Below are 13,745 nucleotides of genomic sequence, written 5' to 3'. Positions count from 1 at the left end.
GGAGAATTTCGGGCGCACGATGCTAAAGTTCGGCCCGACCCGGCCGTTATCTGGGTCAAACCGTACAGGAAACCCATCGTGAAAATCGATTCCACTCCGAACCCGAGCCCCGTCAAGCCGGCCGGCACCGGCAGCGACGCAGTACGTGCGCAGTCCGGCGCGACCGCGTCGGCGCCGCAGGCCGACGCAGGATCGACCGGCGGCGACGCGACCGTGAACCTGTCGGGGCTGTCCGGCCAGCTGCGGACGCTGTCCGCGTCCGGCGACGCGGACATCGACACGAATCTGGTCCAGTCGATCAAGGACGCGCTGAACGACGGCACGCTGACGATCGACGCGAGCCGGATTGCCGACGGCGTATTGAATACCGCCCGCGAGCTGCTGCAGCAGCAGCGCCCGCAGGGCAGCTGAGCCGGCCCGGGACCCGTCTGGCCCCGGCCGGTCCCCCGGTTTGCCGGCGCACCGCTTCGCGCGCCGGCGCGACGAGCATCATGCGATGAGAGAAGAGCTGCTTGCCACGGTCAATGACGAACACGCGACGGTCGAAGCGTTCGCGTCCCTGCTCGCGTACGAGGAAAAGGCGCTGACGACGCCCGAACCGCTCGAGATGCTGCCCGGGATCGTCGAAAAGAAAAGCGCGCTGATCGAACGGCTCGCGCAGCTCGAACGCACGCGCGACACGCAGCTGTCCGCGCTCGGCTTTCCGGCCGGCAAGAAAGGCATGGATCAGGCCGCGGAACGCGATGCGCGGCTCGCCGGCCGCTGGCAGCTGCTGCAGCAGGCCGCCGAACGCGCGCGCCAGGCCAATGCGAACAACGGCATGCTGATCCGGATCCGGATGGACTACAACGAACGCGCGCTCGCGGTGCTGCGCTCCGCGCCTGCGCCGGCCGGCGTCTACGGGCCGGACGGGCGTGTGTCGGCGTTGACGCGTTAGTGCGTTGACGCGCCGACGCGCGGACCAAGCGCACACGCCGCTTCCACACGGCCTTTCGGCAAGCCGTTCTGCGAGCCCTTCGCGGGCCGCGCACGCGAAGCCGCGATAACGTCCCGCAACTTCCGTTATTCGCCGATCGCCAGCGCCTGCGCGACTGCCTGAACCCGCGCGCGGTGCACCGCGTCCTTGATCTGCGTCGCATCGTTGCCGATCCCGCGCGCGATCGCGCCCGCATCGACGCTGCGCGCGGCGACCAGCGCCTTGCGCAGCCGCTCGGCCTGCGGATACGGCTGCGCGTCGAGCCCGAGCCGCCCGCGCGCATCCGACTCGCACGCCTGCAGCATCTCCGCGAAACGCGCGGGCTTGCGCATCGCATCCGCCCGCTCGAACAGCCGCACGAGCGCGGCCGCGCCCATTTCCATCACGCGATGCAGATTGCCGTGCTCGCGCGCGACCACGAGCGCGAGATCGCGGCATTCGTTCGGCACGCGCAGCCGTTCGCACAGCGGTTTCAGCAGATCGACGCTGCGACCTTCGTGGCCGATGTGGCGCGGCAGCACGTCGGCGGGCGTCGTCGCCTTGCCGAGATCATGCGTGAGCGCCGCGAAGCGCACCGGCAGCGAATAGCCCTGCTTCGCCGCATAGTCGACGACCATCATCACGTGCACGCCGGTATCGACTTCCGGATGGTAGTCGGCGCGCTGCGGCACACCCCACAGCGCATCGACCTCGGGCAGGATGCGCGTGAGCGCGCCGCATTCGCGCAGCACCGCGAACATCCGCGACGGCTTCGCCTCCATCAGCCCGCGCGCGATTTCCTGCCACACGCGCTCGGGCACCAGCGCATCGACCTCGCCCGCGTCGACCATCCGCCGCATCAGCGCGCGCGTTTCGTCCGCGACGGTGAAGTCCGCGAAGCGCGCAGCGAAGCGCGCGACGCGCAGGATCCGCACCGGATCCTCGACGAACGCGTCGCTCACGTGCCGGAACACGCGCGCGCGCAGATCGGCCTGACCGTCGAACGGATCGATCACCGGCCCGATCAGCGCGCCGTCGGGGCTCACCTCGCGCGCCATCGCGTTGATCGTCAGGTCGCGCCGCGCGAGATCCTCGTCGAGCGTCACGTCCGGCGCGTAATGAAACTGGAACCCGTGATAGCCGGCGGCCGTCTTGCGCTCGGTGCGCGCGAGCGCGTATTCCTCCTGCGTGTCCGGATGCAGGAACACCGGGAAATCCTTGCCGACCGGCCGAAAACCCTGCGCAATCATCTGCTCGGGCGTCGCGCCCACCACCACGTAGTCGCGGTCCTGCACCGGCACGCCGAGCAATTCGTCGCGGATCGCTCCGCCCACTGCGTAGATGTTCATGGCGTCGGCTCGTATTCGGCGATCACGTTGGTTTCGCGCCGCGCGCCGTCGATCCACTGCTGCACCGCCGGCAGCGCGGTCACGCGCGCCGCATAGCCGGCCGCTTCCGGCGACAGCTGCGGCGCGTACGTGTTGAAGCGCATCACGACCGGCGCGTACATCGCGTCGGCGATCCCGAATTCGCCGAACAGGAACGGCCCGCCCGACGCCTCGATGCATTCGCTCCACAGCGCGTCGATCCGCGCGACGTCGGCGAGCGCGTCGGGCGTCGCGCCGCGGCCCGGCATCGACGCGCGCACGTTCATCCCCATCTGCGTACGCAGCGCCGCGAAGCCCGCGTGCATCTCGGCCGAAATGCAGCGCGCCCGCGCGCGCAGGATCGGATCGGCCGGCCACATCGGAAACTGCGGATAGCGTTCGGCGAGCGTCTCGGCGATCGCGAGCGATTCCCAGATCGCGATTCCGTGATCGTCGATCAGGCACGGCACCTTGCCTGACGGCGAATACTCGCGGATGCGCGCGGCCGTGTCGTCGCGGCGCAGCTCGATCGCGATTTCGTCGAACGGGATGCCGAAATGCGTGAGCAGCAGCCACGGCCGCATCGACCACGACGAGTAGTTCTTGTCTCCAATGACGAGTTTCATGTCGGTGCTCCGAAAGCGCGAAAGTAAAAACGGAAGGCGGCGGCGCGGTGGCGCCTAGCGGCGCGAACGAAACCAGTCGAAGCGCGAGCGTTGCGCGGCATCGCCGAGATACGCGGGCGCGATGCTTTCGAGACTCGCGGGCGAGATCCCGAGTTCCGGCGCGAGCGGCCCGGACAGCACGTTCGGCACCGACATCGACGCGAGGTTGTCGCGCGTGATCACCGGCTCGCCGGGCAGGCACTCGAATACGCGCGCCTGCAGCCGCGCGAGTGCGTCGGGCAGCCGCACGATGCGTGCCTGCCGGCCGACCAGCGTGCCGCAATAGCGCACGAGCGCCTCCAGCGTGTAGACCGTCGGACCGCCGAGCTCGTAAGTCTTGCCGTGCGACGCCGCGAGATCGAGCGTGTTCACGAACGCCTGCACGACGTCGCCGACGAACACCGGCTGAAAGCGCGCGTCGGGCATCGCGAGCGGCAGCACCGGCAGCGTGCGCTGCAGCGTCGCGAACGTGTTCAGGAACGCGTCGCCGGGCCCGAACACGACCGACGGCCGGAAGATCGTCAGCGCGAGCGAACCGGACGCCGCGACCGCATGCAGCGCCGCCTCGCCGTCGCCCTTCGAGCGCTGGTACATGCTCGGTCCGTTCGAATCGGCGCCGAGCGCGCTCATGTGCAGCACGCGCCGCACGCCGACTTCGACGCACGCGGCGGCGAGCGCGCCGGGCAGCGCGACGTGCGCGCGTTCGAAGCCCGGCCCGTACGGCGTGCCGCGGCCGCCGTGCAACACGCCGACGAGGTTGACCGCAGCGTGCGCGCCGGCGACGAAGCGCGCGAGCGCGCGCGTGTCGAACGCATCGAGTTCGACGATCTCGACCGGCAGCATCGACAGGTGACGCGCATGATCCCGCCGGCGCGTGCCGATCCGCACGTGCTTGCCGGCGTCGACGAGCGCGTTGACGAGCCGGCTGCCGATGAAGCCGGTGCCGCCCAGCAGCGCGACGGTCTGGCGATCCATGATGGCGACTCCCTACGACTGTTCATGCCGACGACCGGCCTTGCGCGCGGCGCCGGCAGCGCCCGCGGCGCCGCGATCCTGACGAAGCCGATGTGCGACGCATTCGCGACGCGCATCGCGCCGCAATCCGTTACTGCGGCCGGCCCGCCCGCTCCGGACGCTTCGCTGTTCGGCGAAACCCGCGCCATCGGCGCGAACGATCGCTCGCGCGCACTGCCGCGCGTCGCGCGGCAGCAGCCACGCTCAGCGTCAGGGCGAGATCATGCCGAGGCGCTTCTTCAACGACTGCGGCTTGCCTTCGAAGAGCGCCGCGTAATAGACGGTGTTCGACAGCACGTTCTTCACGTAGTCGCGCGTCTCGTTGAACGGGATCGTCTCCGCGAAGATCGCGCCTTCGACCGGCTGCGTCAACACCTGGCGCCACTGCCGCGGCCGGCCGGGGCCGGCGTTGTAGCCGGCGGTCGCGAGCACCGGCGAGTCGTCGAAGTTGTTGTAGATGTCGGCGAGATACCAGGTGCCGAGCTGGATGTTGGTATCGATGTCATGCATCTGCGCACGCGTGATCGAGCCCATCCCGAGCTTCTTCGCGACGAGCTGCGCGGTGGCCGGCATCAGCTGCATCAGGCCGCCCGCGCCCGCCGACGAGCGCGCGGTCGTGATGAAGCGCGACTCCTGACGGATCAGCCCGTATGCCCATTCGATATCGAGGCCCGTCGACTGCGCATAGCGTTCGACGATGCTGCGATACGGCGACGGGTAGCGCAGCGTGAAGTCGTGCTCGGCCTTCGTGCGATCGGCCGTATTGACCGTGCGGTCGAGCAGCTCGATGCGCTTGCCGTACTCGGCGGCCGCGAGCAGCTGGCGGTCGGTCATCCCGCGCAGCGGCCAGTTCCATTCGCGGTTGCCCTCGAGACGCAGGTTCAGCGCATAGAAACGCTGCGCAAGCGCGAAGCCCGGGATCTTGCTCATCGCGTCGACCTCCGCGTCGCTCACCTTCGTGCGCGGCGGAATCGTCGTGCGCTGACCGAGCTCCTCGCCGGCGAGCTGTCCATAGAAGTTGAACTGGCCGGCGATCTGCTCGAACTCCTGGTTCGCCTGCAGCGTGTCGCCGCTCTGCTTGAGCGCGCGCGCATGCCAGTAGACCCACGCGGGATCGTTGCGCAGCGACGGCGGCATCTGTTCGATCGACCAGCGCACCATCGGCCAGTTGCCCGCGAGCAGCGCGGCGCGCGTGCGCCATTCGTAGCCGGGATTCGACAGCGGCGCGTTCGCGGATTTCGCATACCAGACCGACGCGAGCGGCGAGCGCTTGATCGCGCCCTGGTAGCCGATCGCGCCCCACGCGATCGCCTGCTCCTGCTTCGTCAGCGACGACGCGATCGACGTCAGCATGCCGGCTGCCGCATCCGGATCGTTGCGCGCCATCCGGCTGAGCGCGATCAGCGCGAGCTGGTGCGACGCCGTATCCGGGCCGACGCCGCGCGCGAGGAACAGCGGCGGCGCGCTCGTCGCCTGATCGAAGCCGGCCGGACGCGGGCCGAGCGCGTCGACGATCTTGCCGCCGAGCGTCGTGTAGTTCTGCTCGTACGCGAGGCGCGCCTGCTGCCACACGTCGTCGCTCGTGAACTGCTGGTTGACCGCGAGTGCGGTGATCAGGTCGACGCACGCGTCGCCGTAATACTTCGGCTCGACGAGCAGCGCGCGCGCCGCGTCGGCGACGTTCTCGCCGCGCGCCGCGCGCGACTCGAGCGCGTAGCACTTGACCTGCGTGTCGTCGTCGAGCACGAAGCGCTTGTACTGTTCGTCGAAGTTGCGCCAGTCGTGGCGCGCGCCGAGCACGAGCAGATAGTCGTTGCGCAGGCGATCGGCAATCGCCTGGCCGTCGTAGCGCTGCAGGAACGACAGCACGGGCGCGTCCGGCGCATCGATGCGCGCGCGCCCCGTCGAATCGAACAACTGCGGCTTGATCTGGAAATACTCGACGTAGGACGGCACCGGATAGTTCGGGATCATCGACGCGAGCTGCGCGGCCTTCGCGGCATCGTTGCGGCGCGCGGCTTCGCGAAGCTGTACGAAGATCTGGTCGTCCCCGGCGAGCGTGTCGTCGTTCGGTGCGGCGCATGCAGCCGTGCCGGCGACCAGCGCGGCGGCGGAAAGTGCGAGCGCGACCGCGCGATATACTCGGAAAAGGCTGTTCGACATCGTTTTGAATGGAGCACGAAGTGAGCGAAAGCATAGCACGCAACCCTGTGCCGAACCCGAAGGTTGCGCTGCGCAAAACGCTGTCCGACGCGCGTCGCGACGCCGCGTCGCAACCCGCCGCGAATGCCGCGCTCGATGCGCGGCTGCGCACGCTGCTCGAACGGCTCGCGCCGCGCACGATCGGGTTTTACTGGCCGCTGCCGGGCGAGTTCGATGCGCGCGACGCGGTGCTCGCGTGGTGCGCGGCGAGCGCGGATCGACGCGCCGCGCTGCCCGTGATCGGCGAACGCCACACGCCGCTCGCGTTCCACGCATGGGACGCTAACACGCCGATGCGCGAAGGCCATCACCGGATTCCGGAGCCGGCGTCGGGCATCGTCGTCGTGCCGGACCTGCTGCTGATTCCCTGTGTCGGATTCGATCGGGAGCGCTATCGGCTCGGCTACGGCGGCGGCTACTACGATCGCACGCTCGCCGCGTGGCCGGGCAGCACGCTGCCCGTGACGGTCGGCATCGCGTATGAAGCGTGCCGCGTCGACGCGCTGCCGGCCGAAGCGCACGATCTCGCGATGCGCTGGATCGTGACCGACCGCGCGCTCTACCCGGCGGCCGGATGACGCGGCGCACGGCGCCGTCGCTGTCGCCGTCGAACCCGCCACGTTCGCGCGTCGCCGCGCGGCGCCCGCGCAATCGTTTACAGCGATGCGGCCGCGCGCGCGGCCGTGTCGTAGAGCCCCGATGCATGGCGCAGCAGCTGCGCCGCGTCGCCGATCTGCTCGTTCGTGAGGCCGCTGTCCTTCAGCGTCTCGATCAGGCAGTGCTCGCGCACCTCGCGATACTTCAGGCACAGCTCGCGGCCGGCGTCGGTCGCGAAGAAGAACACTTCCTTGCCGCTCTTCTCGCTCTTCACGTAGCCGCGCGCGATCAGTTTTTTCAGCGCATAGGTCGCGACGTGCGTATCCTCGATATTGAGCACGAAGCAGATGTCGGCGAGCTTCTTCTTGCGTTCGCGATGGCTGACGTGATGCAGCAGCGACACTTCGACCGCGGTCATGTCCTTCGCGCCCGCGGCCGACATGCAGCGCACCATCCAGCGATTGAACGCGTTGCCGGCCATGATGAGCCCGTACTCGAGCTCCGACAGCTCCGCGCTCGATTCGGAAACGAGATGTTCGGACGACACGATCTTGGTCGGAGGACGCTTCATGGAAAGGCGGCGCAAGCAGGATGTCAGGGTGTGCCGAGTGTACGACAGAAGCCCCGGCATGCGAGCTAGGCAAAAACGCTTATTGGGAAGTTATCGATATTTTCTTGATAATGTACGTTAACATTGCGGTCCGAACCGTGCCAGTCCGATGACGCAACCCCGCATTTTTCCGTTCGGCGATACCGCCCTCGTGTGCGAAGTGCCGCCGCCCGCCACGCTCGACTGCCAGCGCCGCGTCTGGGCCGTCGCGGCGGCCGCGCGCGCCTGGCCGGACGTCGTCGACGTCGTGCCCGGCATGAACAATCTGACCATCGTGTTCGATGCGCTCGCCACGTCGGCCGACTCGTTGATACCCGCATTGCGCGACGCGTGGGACAGCGCCGACGTCGAGCACGCGGACGGCCGCGATGTCGAGATTCCCGTTCAATACGGCGGCGCGGCCGGCCCCGATCTGCAGGCCGTCGCCGCGCACACGGGGCTTTCGGCCGACGAGGTCGTCGCGCGTCATGCGGCCGGCGAGTACGTCGTGTTCTTCCTCGGCTTTCAGCCCGGTTTCGCGTATCTCGGCGGCCTGGACGCGTCGCTGCACACGCCGCGCCGCGCGGCGCCGCGCCTCGAGGTGCCGGCCGGCTCGGTCGGCATCGGCGGCGCGCAGACGGGGATCTACCCGACCACGTCGCCAGGCGGATGGCAGCTGATCGGCCGCACGTCGCAGGTACTGTTCGATCCGTCGCGGCCGCAGCCGACGCTGCTGCTGCCCGGCGATCGCGTGCGCTTCACCATTGCCGGAGTCGACGCGACATGAGCCAGAACCACGCACCGTGCAACATCGAGGTGTTGCGGGCGGGCCCGCTGTCGACCGTGCAGGATCTCGGCCGCCGCGGCGCGCGGCATCTCGGCGTCGCGCAAGGCGGCGCGCTCGACGGGCTCGCGCTCGAGGTCGGCAACCGGCTTGTCGGCAATCGCCCCGACGCGGCTGCCGTCGAGATCACGTTCGGTCCGGCCACGTTTCGCTTCACGCGCGCGACCCGCATCGCGATCACCGGCACCGAGTTCGGCGGGACGCTCGACGGCAAGCCCGTGTATTCGTGGTGGAGCCTGCCGGTCGAAGCCGGGCAGACGCTCGTGCTGCCGGCCGCGAAGCGCGGGATGCGCGGCTACCTGTGCATCGCGGGCGGCATCGACGTGCTGCCGATGCTCGGCTCGCGCAGCACCGATCTCGCGTCGCGCTTCGGCGGGCTGGGCGGGCGCGCGCTGCGCGACGGCGATCGGCTGCCGGTCGGCGTGCCGCCCACCGGCGCCGGCTGTCTCGCGCCCGGCGCCGACGAATTCGGCGTGAAGGCGCCCGCATGGTGCACGTTCGTGCGCGTCGACGAACCGCCGCGCCGCCACCGCCCCGCGCATGCGCCGTGGGCGATGCCGGTGCGCGTGCTGCCCGGTCCCGAATACGCGTCGTTCGCGGCCGAATCGCAGCAGGCGTTCTGGGACGAGGAATGGCTCGTCACCGCGAACAGCAACCGGATGGGCTATCGCCTCTCGGGTACCGAGCTCGTGCGCGAGCGGCCGACCGAGCTGCTGTCGCACGCGGTGCTGCCCGGCACGATCCAGGTGCCCCCGAACGGACAGCCGATCGTGCTGATGCACGACGCGCAGACGACCGGCGGCTATCCGAAGATCGGCACGGTGATTCGCGCGGATCTGTGGAAGCTCGCGCAGGCGCGGCTCAATCTGCCGATCCGCTTCGTGCGCACCACGCTCGACGCCGCACGCGCGGCGCTGAGCGCGGAGCGCGCGTACCTGCGGCAGATCGACGTTGCGATCGAGATGCGCGACGAAGCGCGCCGCCGAGACCGATCGCGAGCGGCGTGACGATGCAGGAGCAGGGCCGGCGCCACGCAATCAGTGGACGAGGAACATCATGGAAATCGATCTGAATGCCGATCTCGGCGAAGGATGCGGATCGGACGAGGCGCTGCTCGACCTCGTCACGTCCGCGAACATCGCGTGCGGCTGGCATGCAGGCGGTGCCAATGCGATGCGCGACTGCGTGCGCTGGGCCGTGCAGAAAGGCGTGGCGATCGGCGCGCATCCGAGCTTCCACGATCCGGAGAACTTCGGCCGCAAGGAGATGCAATTGCCGGCCGGCGACATTTATGCGGGCGTGCTGTATCAGCTCGGCGCGCTGTCGGCGATCGCGCAGGCCGAAGGCGGCCGTATCGCGCACGTGAAGCCGCACGGCGCGCTGTACAACCAGGCCGCCCGCGATCCGATGATCGCCGACGCGGTCGTGTCCGCGATCCACGATTTCGATCCGTCGCTCGCCGTGTTCGGGCTGGCGAACAGCGTGTTCGTCGCAGCTGCGCGGCAAGCGGGGCTCGCGGCCGTCGAAGAGGTATTCGCCGATCGCGGCTACCGCGCGGACGGCTCGCTCGTTCCGCGCAGCCAGCCCGGCGCACTGATCGACGACGAAGATGCGGTCCTTGCGCGCACGCTCGACATGGTGCGCGACCGACAGGTGCGCGCGGTGAGCGGCGAATGGGTGCCGCTGAATGCGCAGACGGTTTGCCTGCACGGCGACGGCCCGCATGCGCTCGCGTTCGCGAAAAGGATTCGGGCGGCACTGGAGGCGGCGGGGGTGGATGTGGTTGCGCCGGGGGCGTTGGAGGCCGACTGATACGGAGCCGTCGATACGCATCAACGGCGCCCCCCAAAAGAAAAAAGCGCCCTCGCGGCGCTTTTCCGTTGACGCCATCGCCGCGGCTTCGCCGTCTGTCGATGCGTCGTCCGAAGCCGTCTTGCCGACGGCGACCGGAAACGTACTCCGGATTAAAAAACGTCCGCCGCCGCCCGATTACTGCCTTTCCCCGGTCGGACGACGGAACGTCGCTTATCCGCAAGTCGGTCCGCATGCAATTGTTGTCGGACGATGGCTGGCCCCGCCGTGCATGCTGACACTCCGCGGCCGGCACGTTGACCACGTGCCGGCTACGCTCACCCCGCGCTTTGTTTTTGCTACCCCGTAGAACTTTTCTATTCTTTTCATTTTTTCAACTTGTGATGCGAAGAATAGAGATCGGCCCGACCGGATGTCAATCGTTTTAAACGCTATTTCCTGACGAATCGAGGGTTTTCCTTATCGATACGCGCGGCCGTGCCGATCGTGCACATCGCACGCGGGAAGCCGGTCAAACAGGGATGGATCGCTTCGGACGATCGCACGCGCTCAGTTCGCGTCGACCCGATATCCTTGCTGGCGCAACAATTCGAGCACGCCGCGCGGGCCGCCCAGATGCAGCGCGCCGACGGCGACGAATACCGGCCGATTCGGCGCGGCGATTGCCGTCATCCGTGCAACGAAGCGCCGATTGCGCTCGTACAGGATCTTGTTGTCGATCGACGCGGACAGCGCCTTCGAACGCGCGAGCCGCTCGCTCTTCGCAACGGCCCACGCGGCGATCGCGTCGGCGTCGCCGATTCGCCACAGCCGATGCAGCGTGCGGACGTCGTCGGCGTTCTGCGCCGGCGTCTGGACCATGTCCTGCGCGAGCATCTCGCGCTGCTCGGCGAGCGTGAGGCCGGTGAACGCACGCATCTGCTCGGCGAGCGTCTCGAGCCCGATCACGCGGCCACCCTTCTTCTTCAGAAAAACGTTCTGCAGTTGCGCCTCGGTGCCGTACTCGGTCTGCAAGCCGGCCGACAACGAATCGTAGGTCTCGACGACGAGTGCGGCGAGCCACGGCCGCATCTTGCGGATCTCGGCGAGTGCGGCCGGGTTGCCGCGCAGCCGCGTCGCGAGCCGCTGCCACAGCGCGTCGGGCAGCAGCCGCTGCAGGCACGGGTGGCGGCACACGCCGTACTTCGATACGTCGTCCTGCGATTCGAGCAGATCGTCGGGCGACAGCTCGAGCGCGAGCGTCGGCGATGCGGCGAGCGCCGCGAGAATGTTCTGCCGGAACGGCTGCGCGCCCGGATAGTCGGACGGGTCGCCCGTATGCAGCGTGCCGAGCACGTACAACGTGACCTTGCCCTTGGTCGCCACGTAGAACGGCATTCGCGCGGGCTGCACGCGCACGGTGCCGCGCGCGACGGTGCCGTTCGACGCCGGCGGCGCATGAAAGCCCGGCAGGCTCATGCCGGAAGGCGGGGCCGGCGACGGATGGACGGGCGACGTGGCCGGCGCGCGCCCTTGCGCGCGCACGGCTTCGACGGGAACCATCACGCTGGCCGCCACGCATGCGCCGGCCAGCGCCGCGCCCGTCACCGTTCGCACGCTCCAGCGTCGCGCGGTGCGGCACGCGCGCATCACGCATGCATCGCCGGCCCCCGAACGGCGCACGCCACGCGCGCGCGCCGCCAAACCTTCAGGCATTCGCCTCCCCCACCTCCTCGGCGCGATGGCAGGCCACGAGGCGTCCGTCGACGTCGCGCAGCTGCGGTTCCTCGGCACGGCAACGCTCGATCGCATACGGACAGCGCTGATGGAACGCGCAGCCGGACGGCGGATTGAGCGGCGACGGCAGCTCGCCCTGCAGCTTGATCTGCACGCGGCGGTCTTCCTCGAAGATCGCCGGCGTCGCCGACATCAGCGCGCGCGTATACGGATGGCGCGGCCGTGCGTAGATCGTCGCCTTGTCGCCGAGCTCGGCGACGCTGCCGAAGTACATCACCATCACGTCGTCCGCGACGTGCTCGACCACCGACAGGTTGTGCGAGATAAACACGTAGCTCGTCTTGAACTGCTCCTGCAGATCCATGAACAGGTTCAGGATCTGCGCCTGGATCGACACGTCGAGCGCGGACACCGGCTCGTCGGCGACGACGATCTGCGGATCGAGGATCATCGCGCGCGCGATCGCGACGCGCTGCCGCTGGCCGCCGGAGAACATGTGCGGATAGCGCTTCGCATGCTCGGGCCGCAGGCCGACGGTGCGCATGATCTGCGCGATGCGCGTCGCGCGTTCGGCCGCGCTCAGGTTCGCGTTGATCTCGAGCGGCTCGGCAAGCGTCTGCTCGACGGTCTTGCGCGGGTTCAGCGATGCGAACGGATTCTGGAACACCATCTGCACGCGGCGGCGCAGGTCGGCGATCGTCGCGCGGTCCGCACCGGCGACGTCCTTGCCGTCGATCGTCAGATGGCCGGACGTCGGCGTCTCGATCATCGTCAGCTGGCGCGCGAGCGTCGACTTCCCGCAGCCGGACTCGCCGACCACCGCGAGCGTCTTGCCGCGCTTCAGCGTGAACGACACGCCGTTCAGCGCCTTCACCGTGCCGACCCCGAACATCCCGCGTCTGACCGTGTAGTGCTTCGCGAGCCGGTCGGCGACGAGCACCGTATCCTCGTCGCGAGATGCGTGGCGCGTTTCGTGGACAGCATTCATCGTGCGCCTCCGTTCAGGTCGAGGGTGGATAGATTGAGCGGCTTGATGCAGCGCGCGCGCGTCGCATCGTTGCCGGACACCAATGCGTCGAGCGCCGGCCGCGCCTTGCGGCAGTCGTCGACGACGTACTTGCAGCGCGGCGCGAACAGGCAGCCCGGCGGGCGATCGTCGCGGCCCGGCACCATGCCCGGCAACGCGGCGAGCCGGCGCGCGCCCTTATTGTGCTCGGGAATCGCCGCGAGCAGCGCTTCGGTGTACGGATGGTGCGGCGCGCGGAAGATGTCGGGCACGCGATTCGTCTCGATGATCTCGCCTGCATACATCACGGCGACGCGCTGCGCGACTTCCGACACCACGGCGAGGTCGTGCGAGATCAGCACGAGCGCCATTCCGCGCTCCTTCTGCAGCTTGACCAGCAAGTCCATGATCTGCGCCTGGATCGTCACGTCGAGTGCGGTGGTCGGCTCGTCGGCGATCAGCAGCTTCGGATTGCACGCGACGGCCATCGCGATCATCACGCGCTGGTTCATCCCGCCGGACATCTGGTGCGGGAACGTCGCGATCCGGTTCTTCGCATCCGGAATGCCGACCTGATCGAGCAGTTCGAGCGCGCGCCGATGCAGCGCGTCGCCGCGCAGCCCTTCGTGCAGCTTCAGCACTTCCTTGATCTGGTAGCCGACCGTGTAGCTCGGGTTCAGGCTCGTCAGCGCATCCTGGAACACCATCGCGACGTCCTTGCCGATGATCCGGCGCCGCGCCTTCGGCGACGCGCGCAGCAGATCGACGCCGTCGAACGTGATCTCGTCGGCCGTCACCTTGCCCGGCGCGTCGATCAGCCCCATCAGCGCCATCATCGTCACGCTCTTGCCCGAGCCCGATTCGCCGACGACGCCGACCACTTCGCCCGGCGCGATCGACAGGTTGATCCGGTCGACCGCGGGCAGGCCGTTGAAATTCACCGCGAGATTGCGGATGGTCAGTAGATCTTGGCTCATG

At 68.7% G+C, this 13,745-nt stretch carries 14 protein-coding genes; 6 read left to right on the top strand and 8 right to left on the bottom strand.

Annotated elements, in window-relative coordinates:
- Positions 1–78: 78 nt before the first annotated feature.
- Positions 79–411 (top strand): flagellar biosynthesis anti-sigma factor FlgM, encoded by a 333-nt coding sequence (gene flgM / locus BUB20358_RS14245; RefSeq protein ID WP_006763170.1) that lies wholly within the window; start codon positions 79–81, stop codon positions 409–411.
- A gap of 85 nt (positions 412–496) precedes the next feature.
- Positions 497–937, top strand: a complete 441-nt coding sequence (locus BUB20358_RS14240; RefSeq protein ID WP_006763169.1) for a flagella synthesis protein FlgN — start codon at positions 497–499, stop codon at positions 935–937.
- A gap of 125 nt (positions 938–1,062) precedes the next feature.
- On the opposite strand, the gene BUB20358_RS14235 is transcribed toward BUB20358_RS14240, so the two are convergent.
- From BUB20358_RS14235 to BUB20358_RS14220, 4 genes are all read right to left on the bottom strand, one after another.
- Positions 1,063–2,304: a multifunctional CCA addition/repair protein gene (locus BUB20358_RS14235; RefSeq protein WP_006763168.1), complete on the bottom strand. Its 1,242-nt coding sequence runs from the start codon at positions 2,302–2,304 to the stop codon at positions 1,063–1,065.
- On the bottom strand, positions 2,301–2,948 hold the full coding sequence (locus BUB20358_RS14230; RefSeq protein ID WP_006763167.1) for a glutathione S-transferase family protein: 648 nt from the start codon (positions 2,946–2,948) through the stop codon (positions 2,301–2,303). Before BUB20358_RS14230 ends, BUB20358_RS14235 begins: the two co-directional genes overlap by 4 nt.
- 54 nt (positions 2,949–3,002) lie before the next feature.
- Complete coding sequence (locus BUB20358_RS14225) at positions 3,003–3,962, bottom strand: complex I NDUFA9 subunit family protein (protein ID WP_006763166.1); 960 nt, start codon at positions 3,960–3,962, stop codon at positions 3,003–3,005.
- Positions 3,963–4,211: 249 nt separating this feature from the next.
- Complete coding sequence (locus BUB20358_RS14220; RefSeq protein WP_006763165.1) at positions 4,212–6,164, bottom strand: lytic transglycosylase domain-containing protein; 1,953 nt, start codon at positions 6,162–6,164, stop codon at positions 4,212–4,214.
- A gap of 8 nt (positions 6,165–6,172) precedes the next feature.
- On the opposite strand from BUB20358_RS14220, the gene BUB20358_RS14215 reads away from it, so the two are divergent.
- Positions 6,173–6,781 (top strand): 5-formyltetrahydrofolate cyclo-ligase, encoded by a 609-nt coding sequence (locus BUB20358_RS14215; protein ID WP_006763164.1) that lies wholly within the window; start codon positions 6,173–6,175, stop codon positions 6,779–6,781.
- A 77-nt stretch (positions 6,782–6,858) separates the two neighbouring features.
- On the opposite strand, the gene BUB20358_RS14210 is transcribed toward BUB20358_RS14215, so the two are convergent.
- Positions 6,859–7,371: a winged helix DNA-binding protein gene (locus BUB20358_RS14210; protein ID WP_035971582.1), complete on the bottom strand. Its 513-nt coding sequence runs from the start codon at positions 7,369–7,371 to the stop codon at positions 6,859–6,861.
- 148 nt (positions 7,372–7,519) lie between these two features.
- On the opposite strand from BUB20358_RS14210, the gene pxpB reads away from it, so the two are divergent.
- Genes pxpB through pxpA form a run of 3 tightly spaced genes read left to right on the top strand, consistent with a single transcriptional unit; the run spans position 7,520 to position 10,045 of the window.
- Entirely contained in the window at positions 7,520–8,176 is a 657-nt protein-coding gene (pxpB, locus tag BUB20358_RS14205; protein WP_006763162.1) for a 5-oxoprolinase subunit PxpB, read from the top strand.
- Positions 8,173–9,240, top strand: a complete 1,068-nt coding sequence (locus BUB20358_RS14200) for a 5-oxoprolinase subunit C family protein (protein WP_035971581.1) — start codon at positions 8,173–8,175, stop codon at positions 9,238–9,240. Before pxpB ends, BUB20358_RS14200 begins: the two co-directional genes overlap by 4 nt.
- A gap of 49 nt (positions 9,241–9,289) precedes the next feature.
- The gene (pxpA, locus tag BUB20358_RS14195; protein WP_006763160.1) at positions 9,290–10,045 is read left to right on the top strand and encodes a 5-oxoprolinase subunit PxpA; all 756 of its coding nucleotides are present in this window, start codon (positions 9,290–9,292) and stop codon (positions 10,043–10,045) included.
- Positions 10,046–10,594: 549 nt separating this feature from the next.
- Here the strand turns inward: pxpA and BUB20358_RS14190 are convergent.
- The 3 genes from BUB20358_RS14190 to BUB20358_RS14180 are packed head-to-tail and all read right to left on the bottom strand — an operon-like array spanning position 10,595 to position 13,744.
- Entirely contained in the window at positions 10,595–11,740 is a 1,146-nt protein-coding gene (locus tag BUB20358_RS14190; RefSeq protein ID WP_035971580.1) for a TraB/GumN family protein, read from the bottom strand.
- Positions 11,733–12,749, bottom strand: coding sequence for a peptide ABC transporter ATP-binding protein (locus tag BUB20358_RS14185; protein ID WP_006763159.1), 1,017 nt, complete (start codon positions 12,747–12,749; stop codon positions 11,733–11,735). Before BUB20358_RS14185 ends, BUB20358_RS14190 begins: the two co-directional genes overlap by 8 nt.
- Complete coding sequence (locus BUB20358_RS14180; RefSeq protein ID WP_006763158.1) at positions 12,746–13,744, bottom strand: ABC transporter ATP-binding protein; 999 nt, start codon at positions 13,742–13,744, stop codon at positions 12,746–12,748. The genes BUB20358_RS14185 and BUB20358_RS14180 overlap by 4 nt, the downstream gene beginning before the upstream one ends.
- Position 13,745: the final 1 nt, after the last annotated feature.

It is taken from the genome of Burkholderia dolosa (assembly GCF_902499135.1).
Lineage (GTDB): Bacteria > Pseudomonadota > Gammaproteobacteria > Burkholderiales > Burkholderiaceae > Burkholderia > Burkholderia dolosa.
The sequence above is the reverse complement of the archived record's forward strand: the minus strand, read 5'-3'. Positions and strand labels throughout refer to the sequence as shown.